The organism is Pectobacterium jejuense (assembly GCF_026800125.1).
Classification (GTDB): Bacteria; Pseudomonadota; Gammaproteobacteria; order Enterobacterales; family Enterobacteriaceae; genus Pectobacterium; species Pectobacterium jejuense.
Genome location: NZ_JAPQKX010000004.1, coordinates 229,555 through 243,206 on the forward strand (window position 1 = coordinate 229,555; position 13,652 = coordinate 243,206).

The window sequence follows — 13,652 nt, forward strand, 5'->3', positions numbered from 1 at the left end:
GAGTAATAAAAACCCTTCCCCCGCAAGGATAATTATCAATAAAAACAATTAATTATATAATTTTAGAAAGGATATCTTTCTGACAGGAATCATATTTCTTATTAAATAGTCGAGTTCTTCTTTTGTTCAATCAAGATTTACGTTATAACGTTCCCAACAAGGATTGTTTAACAGGGAGTTACACGAATGGCTAATTCTATTTTCATGAAGATCACCGGAAAAATTCAGGGACTGATCTCTGAAGGGTGTCTAAGTATCGATTCTGTAGGAAATAAACATATATCTGGTCACGAAGATGAGATTTTTGTTTATGCAACGAATTACGACTTATCAAGAGATCGACACGTCAATCATCATCCCTTTTCCGTAACCAAAGTCGTTGATAAATCTACACCACTCTTGCTAACCAGCATCGCCAACAATGAGCTAATGGAAGTTGAATTGAGGTATTACCGTACCTCCGCCAGCGGGACGCAAGAAAACTACATGACAATCACATTAAGGGATGCGTCTATTGTCAATCTCTCTAATCAGAATCCCAATTCATTGACGCATAGCGATATGCAGCCTTTTGAAACCCTAAGCCTGCGCTATGAAAGCATTACCTGCCAACACAATATTGCAGGCACATCGGGATACAGCATATTGACTGAGAATATGTACTGATAAGCCATAAAACACACCTCATTAATTCTTTAATACATTATGGTTTTGTATCAGGAGGGATAGCGAGCAACAAGTGGCAGCCCAGTGATAAAACCTTCAGTCGGAGTCATTTGGAATGACAACAAGGCGAGATATAGAAAGGAATCGTTTGATTTACACCGAACAGCTTGGGTGGATTGATTTAGGCCACGCAAAAGGTGACGATGCGAGGGATTTGTGGGGGCAACTCATTAGTGAACCTGCGAATCCGTTACTTAAAGGATATTTCTTGGTTAATTATTCTCAGGCTATGCATTATCGCCATGTGCAGACGGGGGTTCATGCGCAATGGAAGGTCAAAAGAGGGCTGTCGATAGAGACTAAACGCTCTATTGCGCTCTCCATAATGTTTTACGTCTCTCTAAAATTTGAAGGGTTACAGTCTAACCCCCTGTTCTCACTTGCTACGGATAGCGGTTTTAGCTGCGAAGATCTGGTTTCCAATTTAGTCGGCTTTTATTCAGTAGTTCTTCCCAGAGACTATATTGCACTTAGTCAGAAAAAATCGAAAGAATATGCTTTTAAAATATGGGATTACTATGGTCCAGTAGGGAGATATAAGAACAATGAACTTAAACCACTCATTTTCCCCGATCCGGAGATGCATGCTTACCCTTATAAAAAACCGTTACCACCTTATTTGTCTGTTATAAAACCGTTTTCATCTTATGAAAACGATCTGGTGATCAACACGATTGATGAGAATACATTCCTGGGATTTAAATTGTAATGAAAACGTTCTTAACCATCTTCATTTCATTATCTTCCCTGCTGTTTTTTTGGGGATGGCTTATCATCGTTCCTTATACCGTTTATACGGAAAAAGACATTTTTAAGTACTATACATTAACCTATAAAGAAATCAGGGACGTACCGAGACTGTCAAATAATTATTATTTTTCTTATGGGCCTAGTGATGAGGCAACCCCCCAGATAAGCACGATATATTTATGTGACCTAGATAACATTAATGAGGCTTACGATGAGTTGCTTGATTATGTTAATAGCACTGGAATCCCATTAATTGATGACTTTTCCTTAGGTAATTACCCATCATTCGATGAATACTTTCAAATCATTAGAATAAAAGAGAAAGATAGGGTAACAATGAAAGAAGTCGAATGTTTAATGTTGGATTTATCCAAGGAGCAACGCTAATGAATGAGTGAATAGCGTTGTGGCTTAAAAATGATTACATTCGCGTTTGATATGTCTTTGGCTTAGAACCCACTCTAAAAGGAATTAGAAATCGGGAAATTAAAAAATGTTAAGAAAAATCAGCTATATCTACAACGTCTATTTTTACGCCTATTCTGTCTTATGCTTTTTTCTAATTAACGTTTTTTCTACCATCGAATATGAATGGATGATAGATGGCGACTCAGTTGCAGATTTCTGTGAAGTGCCAAAATCCGATGCAGATGGTTTCTTAAGTATTATTATCGTTCCTTTATCTATCCCTTTTCTTCTGGTCAGAAGAACTCCGCTTAGAATCGTCACCTATCTTGCTATCCTGATGTATCACTCATACCGTTTCTATACACGCATTAGTGTTTGTTCAATAGTTGACTAAACAAGACCCAACAAAATGCTGAAAAAAAACTATACCTATAACGTCTATTTTTACGCTTACTCAATCTTGTGCTTTTTTTTAATTAATGCCTTTTCATCAATCGAGTCTGGGTGGCTATTTGGTGACAGCTCACTTAATAATTTTTGTGAAAACCCGAGAAGCTATGCTGATAGTTTTTCAAATTTTATTATCATTCCTTTGTCTATACCTTTTCTTTTGGTTAAACGGACTCCGCCAAGAATAATTACTTACCTTGTTATTCTCATGTATTACTCAGGCAGTTTCTATACGCGCGTGACTATCTGCCCGTACTGGTAACACACTCTGTCTAGCGCAAAACTCGCCGCCGCAGCGGCGAGTCTGGTGTATCAGGCGTCGGGTCCGACTCTGACTACTAATTTACCGAAGTTGCGGCCGTGCAGCAGGCCGATAAAGGCTTCGGGAGCATTTTCCAATCCGTCGACGATCTCTTCGCGATATTTGATCTTACCTTCTTCGACCCACGGCGATACATCCTTCCAGAACTCATCGAAGCGATGACCATAATCATCAAAGATAATGAATCCCTGCATCCGAATACGTTTCTTCAGGATCGTCCCCATCAGCAGCGGTAAACGATCCGGCCCATCCGGCAGCCCTGTCGCATTGTATCCGGAGACTAATCCGCACACCGGAATACGTGCCGAGGTATTCAGCAGCGGCAGCACGGCGTCAAAGACTTTCCCGCCAACGTTTTCAAAGTAGATATCGATTCCCTTAGGGCAGGCTTGTTTCAGCTGCTCTGCAAAATCATCCGCCCGGTGGTCGAGGCAAGCATCAAATCCCAGCACCTCAACCGCATAGCGACATTTCTCTGCGCCCCCTGCCACGCCAACAACCCGACAGCCTTTCAATTTCCCGAGCTGTCCAACCGTCGCGCCGACTGGGCCGGTCGCGGCAGCCACCACCAGCGTTTCACCCGCTTTCGGCTGGCCGATATCCGTCAGTCCCATATACGCGGTGAAGCCCGGCATACCCAGCACGCCCAACGCGTAGGAAGGATTCGTCGGCGACTGACCCAAATTGGTTAATCCTTTGCCGTCGGAAATTGCATAATCCTGCCAGCCGCTGAAGGACAGCACCCAATCACCGGTCTGATAATCAGGGTGTTTTGACTCCACCACGCGGCTGATTGTCCCGCCGACCAACACGTCATTCAGTTCGACAGGTTTAGCATAAGAAGGGGCGTCGCTCATGCGGCCACGCATATAAGGGTCAAGGGAAAGAAACACCGTACGCAGCAGGATATGTCCTGAATCGACCTGCGGGACAGGCTGCTGTTCCACACGGAAAGTCTCTTGTGTTGGCGCGCCGTGCGGGCGCTGAGCCAGAACCACACGGCGGTTAATTTGATCGGTCTGCGGCATAATATCCTCCGTTAAACAAAGCGTGTTGATAAAATCACTTCGTTAACAATAGGATCTGTTCTTTCATCTGGCTACGCAAACCGTGCGGCGTTCGTTATGCCGTTTTGCTTTTTTCGTAACGCGACATGCGATCCAGATACCCCATGACCAGTGCAGACAGCACAAACGTCAAATGGATAATCACGTACCACATCAGCTTGTTATCCGGGATATTACGGGCATCCATGAACACGCGCAGCAGATGGATCGACGAGATAGCGACAATCGACGCGGCAACTTTATTTTTCAGCGAGCCGGAGTCCATCTTACCGAGCCAGTTCAGCTTTTCTCTACCTTTGGAGATATCCAGCGCCGAGACAAAGTTCTCGTAACCGGACAGCATCACCATCACCAGCAATCCGCCGACCAGCGTCATATCGATGAGTGACAGCAGCACCAGCACCAAATCTGCTTCAGCGATATCCAGGATATTAGGCAGGACGTGGAACACCTCCTGGAAAAACTTGATCGCCAGCGCCAGCAATCCCAGCGATAGCCCGAGATAAACAGGGGCAAGCAGCCAGCGCGATGAGTACATCAGATTCTCAATAAAACGTTCCATAACTCACTATATGCAGGTGGAAAAGAGGGAAATAATAGCGAAAAGTCCTGCTGTGGTGTTAATCAATTCTTGAGCAGAATGCACCATTTACAGAATGCTCTGTCCTATCGTGCCCCCAGCAATGATTTCCGCGTTTTGTGATCCGGCCTGCACTCACCTTCAAACCGATGCCGTCCTCCTGCCGCTCATGGCACGCATCTGAAGGTTCACCCTTTTTCACCTTCCTACACTGTCTAGCGTCAGCAGGTCTGGCAGCAATCATACACTGCACTCTACATTCAGAGCCGAATACAGGCTTACCACAAAATAAAACAAGGGGTTACGCATGAGCGATCCTATTTTCCTTGGTATTTTCTGGCACTTCATCGGAGCGGCCAGCGCGGCCTGCTTCTATGCACCGTTTAAGCAGGTCAAAAACTGGTCGTGGGAAACCATGTGGTCACTGGGCGGATTTTTCTCGTGGATTATTCTGCCCTGGTGCATCAGTTGGTGGTTACTGCCTGATTTTTGGCGTTATTACGGCTCGTTCGATATGGCGACGCTACTCCCCATCTTTCTCTTCGGCGCGATGTGGGGGATAGGCAATATCAACTACGGCCTGACGATGCGCTACCTTGGCATGTCGATGGGCATCGGTATCGCCATCGGCGTGACGCTGATTATCGGCACGCTGATGACACCGGTCCTGCAAGGCAAGTTCTCCATTCTGTTTGGCTCGGCAGGCGGACGCATGACGCTACTGGGCGTGCTGGTCGCAGTCATTGGCGTCGCGATTGTCAGCTATGCCGGTTTACTGAAAGAGCGTGCGCTCGGTATTCGCGCCGAGGAATTCAACCTGAAAAAAGGGCTGATTCTGGCCGTGATGTGCGGCATCTTCTCCGCAGGCATGTCTTTTGCGATGGATGCCGCGAAACCCATGCATACCGCAGCACAAGAGCTGGGGATCAATGCACTGTATGTCGCACTTCCCAGCTATGTGGTGATTATGGGCGGCGGTGCCATCGTCAATCTAGGCTTCTGTTTCATCCGTCTGGCGACCTGCAAGGGTATTTCATTAAAAGCCGATCTGGCACAGGTTAAACCGTTGCTGATTGCCAACGCGCTCTTCGCCATTCTGGGCGGCGTTATGTGGTATTTGCAGTTCTTCTTTTATGCCTGGGGACACGCCAACATTCCGGCCGATTACACCTACATCAGTTGGATGCTGCACATGAGTTTCTATGTATTGTGCGGCGGCATTGTGGGCCTGCTGTTTAAAGAGTGGAAAGCCGTGGGTCAGAAACCGGTGCGTATGCTGGTTCTCGGCTGCGTGGTCATTATTCTTGCGGCGAATATCGTCGGGTTAGGAATGGCCGCGTAAGCGCTCTGTCATCGCGTTCGGTATCATCAAAGCGAGTACCGAACGCGATGATAATAGCCTCAACCGATTGGCGGAAAAAATACGTTGAGCCGTTGATATTACTGCATTCCTCCCTATATCCTGCCCTTCTAAAGACGCCATTATTAGTCATGGTGTGAATCCAATTTCATCGGTTAAACACCTTCAAAATAAGGATTGGTAATGGAAAATGCAGAAAAGAGCGCTTTCTTCGTACTATTAAAAGCGTTTGACAGATTTGCCGATGTCCTTCAATCGATGGACATGACTTTACCGAAAGCCGTTGTTTTACTTACGGACGATCTCTGGAACTACCTTGCCTCAGAGGCGCAATACATCAACATTAATCCAGCGCTTGAGGCTATCGATGCTACCGTGGTGGATGAACAGGGGGCGAATAGCGAAGAGATTTTAAAAAATCTGTATCTGTACGCCTTTTCAGATTTTCTGATGTTTTTCTCCGAGGGAAAGGCAAGCTTAGAGGCAGCAGAATCATCCATTATTGACGCTTATGATTACATGGCGGCTCAACAATTTTTACTCAACGAGAAGGAAGGAAAAGCGGTCGTGTTGAATGATGATGACGAAGAAAAGATAAAAAGCGATCCACAGTATGTGGGGGAACTTACTGCGCTAAAAACCGACAGGATTTTCGCTGAAAACATTGTTCTGTGGGACAACGTGGTGGCATTCCGATGAGGATATTATTTAAATAATGACGAGCACGCATCCTAAAAAAATTGAAAATATTTATCGTTTAGACTCGCAAGAAAGGTGTGATTACTTTATCCGTAAGATTACTGATTTTGAAATTGTCTGGGGATTATTTAATGAAGGGTGGGCAACGGCCATATCCGGTCAGAAAATGGCTATTCCCTTCTGGCCTGAGGAAAATTTTGCCACACTGTGCGCTCATGGTGAATGGGCGGGATTCACAGCAAAAGTGATTGAGCTAAACGTATTTCTATCGCATTGGCTCCCTGGAATGCAGAACGACGGTAGAATATGTCAAATTTTCCCCACGCCAAGTGAACACGGTTTTTTCATTCCCCCAACAGCCTTACTGCGCGCCATTAAAGAAGAACGTGAACAATACGAATGACCGAACGTTAGGCCAGATAGCCCCCTGTTAATGTCCACAAAATAAGTCTCACACCGTTCAGTTTGCAATTTATTACCAGAAACGTTTAATTTGCATTTTGTGGGAATAACCAAGGGGAAATGAGGATGTCAGACGTTTTTAACAAAATAGCCAGGCTTTCCCCGAGAGCGTTGCAACGCTATGCCTCCGCCTGTTTGCAGGCCTATTGCCACGCAAAATTGATTCAACACCCCGCGATCGACGCGTTGATAACTCACCTTAATTGTTACCCTGAAAATGGCAGTCTGGTTGAATGGGAAAGAAGCGGCGCGTTACTGCCGTTAAATGGCCGAGGAGATGAGATGCCGCAAGATCTGACCCTGTCGATTTCACCTCGGGATATTGAAGATTTCACTTATCTTGTTGATATCGCAGTAGAGGTCGGAATCGTGGATATGTATGGAACACCAACAACGCTTCCGGTTGAGTTTGTAGGAAAGATAGCCATGATTCTGTCCCAGAATCATATCGATCTGCCTGAGCTTTAAATGAAAAGACATGCAGTATCCGATACTCGAAAAATATGAAAAAAAGAGGCGAGAACCTAACTATCGCCTTTCTCGCCTTCATTATCGATAGCAACAGCCCATTTAAAATGGCTTACTTCTTCCGCCAAACGGACGAATCACCTGACGTTATCTCGGCAAGCTGCCCGTCATTATCGTAGTGACAGAACCATTCATCTTCACTGGGCCATCCTTTGGAAAAGGCTCGACCAGATAACAGGCGACCAGAAGAGGAATACTGGTAAAGAAATACGGCAAAAGCCTCTCTAATACCGACCCCGACATAAACCTTGGCGTTGTCGCCTAATTGCAGCATCCTCCCTAAACCAAGCAATTTTGATTCACTGCCTGCTGGGCGATCCATTCCCTTGAAATGCAGAGTTGCGATCTCTAAAACATCGTCAGTACGGTTATATAGGGTTGCCTGAATCGCTTGAATCCCCTTCTGCCCTGGAGAGATCGTAATAACATGACGATCGTCAGAGAAACCAGAGCAATATTTTCCCAGCCAGCGCGCTTCATCCAGGCTTGCATATTTCCTTTTCATGAGCCGAGGAGGGGAAAAGCCAATACGCTCATCGCTGTAGGGTAAGTGACAAAAATAATCACCATCAGAAAATTTCCATTCATCCACCGAATCACGACACGCCAGATAAATCTGGTACGAATCGGTCGCGTCAAACCCCTGAAACTGTTTTCTGAGATCGTCAAGCAGCGAACTCACGATTGGAATATCAAGCAACCTCGTAGCCTTTGTCATGAGCAACCCTATTCACCGTTTTTTCTATCAATCGTCTTCTATCCTGATACCGATATTGCCACAGATATTGAAGAAAGTGTTTTCATCGCGTCGGCAACTGTCAACGTATCGCCCTGCGTGATAAGTTCCCACTGCGGCTGCATTCACCCGCCTGAAGTGAAATACCATTGAGATATGCGAATCAGGCGTTTCCCAAACGTACGGGCGGCGTTGAGATAAATATAAAGTTAAACCCCAAGGTGTAAGGTCAAGAAATGATCGAATCTGCTGAAGAGTTTATTGCCTTGCGCAGTAGTGACATAAAAAGTGAGTATGATAGGTCGGCCATGGAAGAAGCCCCCTTGGATGTCTGGTTCGACGTTCTTAAAAAATACCCAGGTTATGGAAAGTGGGTGGCACATAATAAGACAGTGCCGTTAGCAATCCTCGAGGCTTTATGCTCGTTTGATGAAATAACACGGGCATGTGTTGCGAGTAAAAGAAAATTGTCGCCGGCCTTGTTCGAACGTCTTTCGCGTGATGCAAGTCGTACAGTACGAGTGGCGATTGCGGCCAACAGGAAAACGCCAGTTGAAATCCTGGAGAGACTGCTGTCGGATGCGGACGAAGGCGTCATTAAGATCGCCAAATATAACGTTGATGAGAGATGAGTGGCGAGATTTCACGAACAAAGCGGTAGGAGAGAATCATGAACGTTAAATTTCCAGCAACCTATTACGATTCATCCTCTGAAGAGGCCGTTTTAACGGTTGGGTTTGCCGATAGTGAAAATGACCCACAGAGCTTTCTGATTCTGCAACGGGCTGAAGAGCCTGACGAGCAAGATGAAGAACTGGGCCAAGATACCTACTATGTTGAGATAGGCGATCCAGGCATGGCCGGATATGGTGGGATTGATGATGTTTCGATTACGGAAGAAAAAATAATTTTTACCTATTCCGACACCACGATCTGGTGCAAAACGATAAAAACACTTGAGATAGGTATTTCGCCTCAGTTGGCAGCCATTGACGACATTGAAGCATCGCTTCGGCAAATCTTTATCGACACACCAACAAACGTCTCTCGATCATAGCCGCACTCCACTGCACAAAAAGCAGTCTCAGGGAAAACAAGATACGAAAGCGTATTTTTGGGCTAACATCGGGACATAAATTTATGTCACTGATTCAAATATTGGTAATACCTACCTATGTTAGTTCATATATACGTAGCAAATAATGATGATGGCCCCGTGTTTGAACAACTACATGTCCGGGAAATCGAGAAGGATACTTACGAATTGCTGTCTTCTCCCGGCCTTGCATTAAACCTGGCGCGTGGAGATATTTTCCGAATTAAAGACAAACATGCGCACCCGGAAGTCTTGAAAAGAGGCGGCAACTTTTGCATTCATATTTATGCGGATGAGCTTCCCTCTGAGGACATCGCCAGTTTGGAAAACGATGTAGCCCGTCAGTTGAATGGAACATTAGACGGCAGATTTGAGGGAAATTTGACATTGGCCGTTCCAGCACGGAATGGGATAGATAAGATTGCCGATGTTTTCGACGCCTTTCGCGAAAAAACAGGCGTTCAATGGTACTTCGCGAACATTTATAAGAATATCGATGACGATGAAGACGAAACGCTTTTAAATTGGTGGCTGGATAGCTAGGTGCCCACGGCTAGCCCCTCAGCTGAAATAACGTATCTCGAACATCCAGACATGCACGAAAAGCGACAGCGGACCTAATCATGCAAAAAGCAGATCGAACCCTACCCAATGCGCGACAGAAACAGACCTGCGATAAGTACCAATTACCGCAGCATCCTCCAGAAGAAATGGTTGCGATTGCGCTAGATACCTTACAAAGCTCGCCCATTTACGGAACCCGGATAGCATTGCCAGAAAACGGCACGATAAGCTGGTTTATCCACTGTGGCGAGCATTCATCCGAGAGCGGTTTTTATCAGGCCCTTCACACCTGTCACTTAGAGGACACGTTGCCTGAAGTCGTACCGTATCTCTTTTTACCCGAAGGGACGAAATTCATTATCGATCGAGCTGGATATGAGGACGTTTGGACGGACGAAACAGAATAGATGACATTTTCTGTTTCTACCTATACCTCTGCCTGAATCCATCGTTTCCCCGTCGAATGCCTTTCTCGTCGTCATACAGAGAGAGGCCATTGTTCATGGGTAAGGGCGGAGGCGTTGATTTATTAATAGTGCGACACTTAAATAATAAGCATCGCACTTTTTCACATTATCTAAAATAAAATCACAGCCTATCGTGAAGCACTCAAAGGAATCTCTGGATCCGGTTCGTGAGTCATTCGGTTACGTAAATCACGGCGAATAATCTCAATAGACCAGAACCAAATGAGATGGCCTACGATTTCTGATACATGCTCATACCAAGGGAGAACAAACAGAGATGGCGTAAGCCCCATCAATGGGAAGGAAATCATATGGACAAATAATTGAGCCAGCGCACCAGCCAACAGACCTTGCCATAATTTTATTTTAGGAAATACTTCTGCAACAACGCAGTAACCTAAAGCAAAAACAATAGAGAAAATAATATGCGTTACACCAACCCAATTGAATACGTGGCCGGCAAAGGTATAAACCGCCGCATTAGGGTCAACCACCCCAAGCCAATCGCGTAAAAAGATGTAGGGAGGGTTAAGAAAATTACGAGAGCAATCAATTTGCTCGGCAGCTCTAATCAGTGATTCAGGTGCACAAGCACCGGTAAACATATCAGTAGGGCTACGTGGAGGAAGCGGGTTTTCCGCGCCCCACTTAACGAAAGACGAAACAATACCTGCAATCAAACCAATAAAAGCAGCTAATCCATAGCGTCTCCGAGATGGAGGTGTTTGTTCAAAAAAGTTCATTTTTTTACCAATCTAACCATTAAAGGTTATAGTCTTACATAGACATCATGTATTTATAAAGAGGTTAATTGATATATCTAACCATCTCTCTAGTATATTTTGTTATTAGGAACGTAGTTTTAAATTTTATAAAAATAAAAAGAAGAAATCATGCGTTTATTTTTTGTGAAACTTTTATTCAATAATTGAAAAACCAGATTCTATAACGTATCCGAAATGTATATCCCAAATGATGCGAAAGAATAACAATTCACCAATAATATTATCAATAAGAAATAGCCTGGTTATTTTTTTGTGAAAGAATAACAGATCAATAACGTATTCTTTCACACTGCATCACACACGAATCCGCTCCGAATTTTCACGCATGTCAGCAAAAATTGATATTCAGTCTGCGACAGTTCAACGGAATAACTGGTGCCATAAAACCGTATCCCACGCTTATCGCTTAATCAGCGCTGAACCAATCTGGCCGTTGATGCTCCTCGCGCCAGAATAGCGAGGCCATTCCCCATGCCGCTCCATCCGGGTGGCGTAACTGCCAGACCACGCCGCCATAAATTGAAAACATCTGCCCGTTTTTATTGACCCGGATTCCTGCGTAATTATTGGCGATCCCCTGCTGAGACACACTTTCCAGAAACTGCTGCCGCGCTGACCGTAAAGAGCTCTCGACACACAGTCGAGAAGGCAACGCCAGCATTTCTGCTTCGTTATATCCGAAGCAATCGAGCGCAAAGCGATTGGCATAAATAAAACGAGGATCGTCCCCCACTTCTTGCGCCAACACGCTATACGGCGCCTGTTCATGCAGCCATCTGTAACGTTCTGCCACGCCAGCGGGCGAAGGCAATACAGCACCGCTCAGAGCCAGATAGCACGCATCAATCTTCTCAAGCAACGCGAGTGACATAGCACCTCCTTAAAGATTCCGTATACGTGGATTGCTCCCCAGCCGTTGATACGCATCAACCGGTACTTCAACCAGTAGAGAAGGACGCCCAATTTCGCCTGCTCTGACCAAAACATCATCTAAATTAGCGAGATCGGGCTGAAGCTGCTTCACCTCCCAGCCACAGGCCTTCGCAATGGCGCAGTAGTCGAGAGAGCACACGCCAGCGTGATAATGTTCTGGCGCGACCTCCGGCAGGATCTTGGGCAACCCTTGCGCCACGATAGCCAGGCTCTCATTGTTTAACAGGAAGATGACAATACCGAGTTTCCGAACTTCTCCTAACGCGCCAGAAAACTGGCGAAAGCAGCCATCACCGGTAAATAAAAAGACCGCGTGTTCCGGTCGAGCCAGCTTCGCCCCCACAGCCGCGCCAAATGCGCCGCCCATCGCCGAGCCACGGTAAAAAGAGTAGAAACGAATGTGGGGATGCGGCCGCTGCGTCACGTACTGGCGATCTTTATATGCAAGGCAAATATCATCAAACCCAATCGAGTTCGCAGGCCACCAGCTATCCAGACGCTGATATAGCGTCGCCATATTGACGTATCCCTGACGTGGGGAAGAGAAGGCATGATGATTTAGGTTGTCCGGTGCAGGTTCGGCCCCCGTGTTAGCAAAGGGATACGCTTCCGCAGCCGCAATCAACCTGAGCAGCGATTGATCGATCGGCCCATGAAGATGGTGATAGTGCACCGAAGCTCGGTGCTGAAAGCCGCCCTCAATCTGGCCGTAGGCCTGTGTAATATTGCTTAGGTAGAACGTTTCGCCGGCGGTAAAAGGCTGCAAATTCACCGAATATTCATCAGGGCTCGCCCCCAGAACCAGCAGAACATCATCATCATTCAGCGATGCATAAAGCGCCGTCGCACAGTCGTTTCCACCAAAGCCGATATAGCCGTAACCATACGGATTATCTCGGCTGACGGCGTTCGCGCCATTGATCGTCCACACCGTTGCGGCATGCAGTTGCACAGCGAGCTGGGTCGTCAACGCTGGTGCATTGGGATACCGCGCCATCTCCTCTCCAACCAACATCACCACGCGCTTCCCCTTTACAGCCTGACGAAAGCGATCGACAAAGGCGCCGAGATCGCCACAGGCAGAAGCGGGTCGTGAATCTGGAGGAAGAGCATTCTCACTGGTGGCCTCAGCCAGCGCATGGTGTGCCAACACCAGCACCACCGGTTTCGCGTTTCCCAACTGCGCCCTTGCCAATGCCAATGTTTCATTCAGCGTCTGCGGGTTGTCGAGCACAAAAACCGAGTCAGGCAGCTCAGCCCGCAGCTGTTGCACAATATTGCTACCGTGCTCCCATGTATCCTGCAACGGCAAGAGGCCGTCCGTATGCTTCCCCGATAGCGCGACCAGATAAACCGCAGGAATATCGTGCAGCTTGGCATCACTAAGCCCACAGCCTAGCAGCTTCGTTGCCGCTCCCGTGGTAGCCACCGCCGCCGCGTATTTTCCACTGGCGAGATAGTAGCCCAGCGGAACAAAGCCCGCGCTGTACTCACACAGCGTTAAAAAACCGGTTTTATCCTGAGCCGACCAGTCAACAGGATGAATGTCTTTAACAAAATGAATCACCCCGCCGCCTGTCACGCCCGCGTAGAGCGTCACTCCAGCCTCGGAGAGAAAATCAAACAGTCGCGAATATCCATTTGATTTAACGTCACAAAACTCTGGTGTCTCCATGCAGCCCTCCATCTGGCGTCGTCGGTCATGACATAAGCGTAGTT

19 protein-coding genes are annotated in these 13,652 nt (G+C 46.5%); 13 read left to right on the forward strand and 6 right to left on the reverse strand.

The window, feature by feature from the left end:
- The first annotated feature begins 186 nt into the window (after positions 1 to 186).
- From NXT09_RS09555 to NXT09_RS09575, 5 genes are all read left to right on the forward strand, one after another.
- Positions 187 to 666, forward strand: coding sequence for an Hcp family type VI secretion system effector (locus tag NXT09_RS09555; RefSeq protein ID WP_268579521.1), 480 nt, complete (start codon positions 187 to 189; stop codon positions 664 to 666).
- 148 nt (positions 667 to 814) lie between these two features.
- Positions 815 to 1,435 (forward strand): hypothetical protein, encoded by a 621-nt coding sequence (locus NXT09_RS09560; protein WP_268579522.1) that lies wholly within the window; start codon positions 815 to 817, stop codon positions 1,433 to 1,435.
- A complete protein-coding gene (locus tag NXT09_RS09565) occupies positions 1,435 to 1,863 on the forward strand; it encodes a hypothetical protein (protein WP_268579523.1) in 429 nt (142 codons plus the stop codon). The genes NXT09_RS09560 and NXT09_RS09565 overlap by 1 nt, the downstream gene beginning before the upstream one ends.
- A gap of 106 nt (positions 1,864 to 1,969) precedes the next feature.
- On the forward strand, positions 1,970 to 2,278 hold the full coding sequence (locus NXT09_RS09570; protein WP_268579524.1) for a DUF2645 family protein: 309 nt from the start codon (positions 1,970 to 1,972) through the stop codon (positions 2,276 to 2,278).
- A 15-nt stretch (positions 2,279 to 2,293) separates the two neighbouring features.
- Entirely contained in the window at positions 2,294 to 2,596 is a 303-nt protein-coding gene (locus tag NXT09_RS09575) for a DUF2645 family protein (protein ID WP_268579525.1), read from the forward strand.
- Positions 2,597 to 2,646: 50 nt separating this feature from the next.
- On the opposite strand, the gene curA is transcribed toward NXT09_RS09575, so the two are convergent.
- Both curA and NXT09_RS09585 read right to left on the reverse strand, forming a co-directional pair.
- Positions 2,647 to 3,684, reverse strand: coding sequence for an NADPH-dependent curcumin/dihydrocurcumin reductase (gene curA, locus NXT09_RS09580; RefSeq protein WP_268579526.1), 1,038 nt, complete (start codon positions 3,682 to 3,684; stop codon positions 2,647 to 2,649).
- Between the two features lie 94 nt (positions 3,685 to 3,778).
- Complete coding sequence (locus tag NXT09_RS09585; RefSeq protein ID WP_010285299.1) at positions 3,779 to 4,285, reverse strand: TIGR00645 family protein; 507 nt, start codon at positions 4,283 to 4,285, stop codon at positions 3,779 to 3,781.
- Between the two features lie 325 nt (positions 4,286 to 4,610).
- On the opposite strand from NXT09_RS09585, the gene rhaT reads away from it, so the two are divergent.
- The 4 genes from rhaT to NXT09_RS09605 all read left to right on the forward strand — a co-directional run bounded on the left by rhaT (position 4,611) and on the right by NXT09_RS09605 (position 7,292).
- The gene (rhaT, locus tag NXT09_RS09590; RefSeq protein ID WP_268579527.1) at positions 4,611 to 5,645 is read left to right on the forward strand and encodes an L-rhamnose/proton symporter RhaT; all 1,035 of its coding nucleotides are present in this window, start codon (positions 4,611 to 4,613) and stop codon (positions 5,643 to 5,645) included.
- A 201-nt stretch (positions 5,646 to 5,846) separates the two neighbouring features.
- The gene (locus tag NXT09_RS09595) at positions 5,847 to 6,362 is read left to right on the forward strand and encodes a hypothetical protein (protein ID WP_268579528.1); all 516 of its coding nucleotides are present in this window, start codon (positions 5,847 to 5,849) and stop codon (positions 6,360 to 6,362) included.
- A 16-nt stretch (positions 6,363 to 6,378) separates the two neighbouring features.
- Positions 6,379 to 6,765 carry a DUF2750 domain-containing protein gene (locus tag NXT09_RS09600; RefSeq protein WP_268579529.1) on the forward strand — a complete coding sequence of 129 codons (387 nt, stop codon included), beginning with the start codon at positions 6,379 to 6,381 and terminating at the stop codon, positions 6,763 to 6,765.
- Positions 6,766 to 6,890: 125 nt separating this feature from the next.
- Positions 6,891 to 7,292 (forward strand): hypothetical protein, encoded by a 402-nt coding sequence (locus tag NXT09_RS09605; RefSeq protein WP_268579530.1) that lies wholly within the window; start codon positions 6,891 to 6,893, stop codon positions 7,290 to 7,292.
- A gap of 112 nt (positions 7,293 to 7,404) precedes the next feature.
- Here the strand turns inward: NXT09_RS09605 and NXT09_RS09610 are convergent, their stop codons facing one another.
- On the reverse strand, positions 7,405 to 8,070 hold the full coding sequence (locus tag NXT09_RS09610) for a hypothetical protein (RefSeq protein ID WP_268579531.1): 666 nt from the start codon (positions 8,068 to 8,070) through the stop codon (positions 7,405 to 7,407).
- Between the two features lie 254 nt (positions 8,071 to 8,324).
- Here NXT09_RS09610 and NXT09_RS09615 point away from each other — a divergent pair, with 254 nt between their 5' ends.
- From NXT09_RS09615 to NXT09_RS09630, 4 genes are all read left to right on the forward strand, one after another.
- Positions 8,325 to 8,720 carry a hypothetical protein gene (locus NXT09_RS09615; protein WP_268579532.1) on the forward strand — a complete coding sequence of 132 codons (396 nt, stop codon included), beginning with the start codon at positions 8,325 to 8,327 and terminating at the stop codon, positions 8,718 to 8,720.
- Between the two features lie 38 nt (positions 8,721 to 8,758).
- Complete coding sequence (locus NXT09_RS09620; RefSeq protein WP_268579533.1) at positions 8,759 to 9,145, forward strand: Imm10 family immunity protein; 387 nt, start codon at positions 8,759 to 8,761, stop codon at positions 9,143 to 9,145.
- A 159-nt stretch (positions 9,146 to 9,304) separates the two neighbouring features.
- Positions 9,305 to 9,727 (forward strand): DUF4265 domain-containing protein, encoded by a 423-nt coding sequence (locus NXT09_RS09625; protein WP_268579534.1) that lies wholly within the window; start codon positions 9,305 to 9,307, stop codon positions 9,725 to 9,727.
- Positions 9,728 to 9,807: 80 nt separating this feature from the next.
- Complete coding sequence (locus NXT09_RS09630; RefSeq protein WP_268579535.1) at positions 9,808 to 10,155, forward strand: immunity protein Imm33 domain-containing protein; 348 nt, start codon at positions 9,808 to 9,810, stop codon at positions 10,153 to 10,155.
- A 188-nt stretch (positions 10,156 to 10,343) separates the two neighbouring features.
- Here NXT09_RS09630 and NXT09_RS09635 read toward each other — a convergent pair whose 3' ends face one another.
- From NXT09_RS09635 to NXT09_RS09645, 3 genes are all read right to left on the reverse strand, one after another.
- The gene (locus NXT09_RS09635; RefSeq protein WP_205553896.1) at positions 10,344 to 10,958 is read right to left on the reverse strand and encodes a YagU family protein; all 615 of its coding nucleotides are present in this window, start codon (positions 10,956 to 10,958) and stop codon (positions 10,344 to 10,346) included.
- A 448-nt stretch (positions 10,959 to 11,406) separates the two neighbouring features.
- Positions 11,407 to 11,871, reverse strand: coding sequence for an MEKHLA domain-containing protein (locus tag NXT09_RS09640; protein ID WP_268579536.1), 465 nt, complete (start codon positions 11,869 to 11,871; stop codon positions 11,407 to 11,409).
- Between the two features lie 9 nt (positions 11,872 to 11,880).
- Positions 11,881 to 13,608, reverse strand: a complete 1,728-nt coding sequence (locus NXT09_RS09645; RefSeq protein WP_268579537.1) for a thiamine pyrophosphate-dependent enzyme — start codon at positions 13,606 to 13,608, stop codon at positions 11,881 to 11,883.
- Positions 13,609 to 13,652 lie beyond the last annotated feature (44 nt).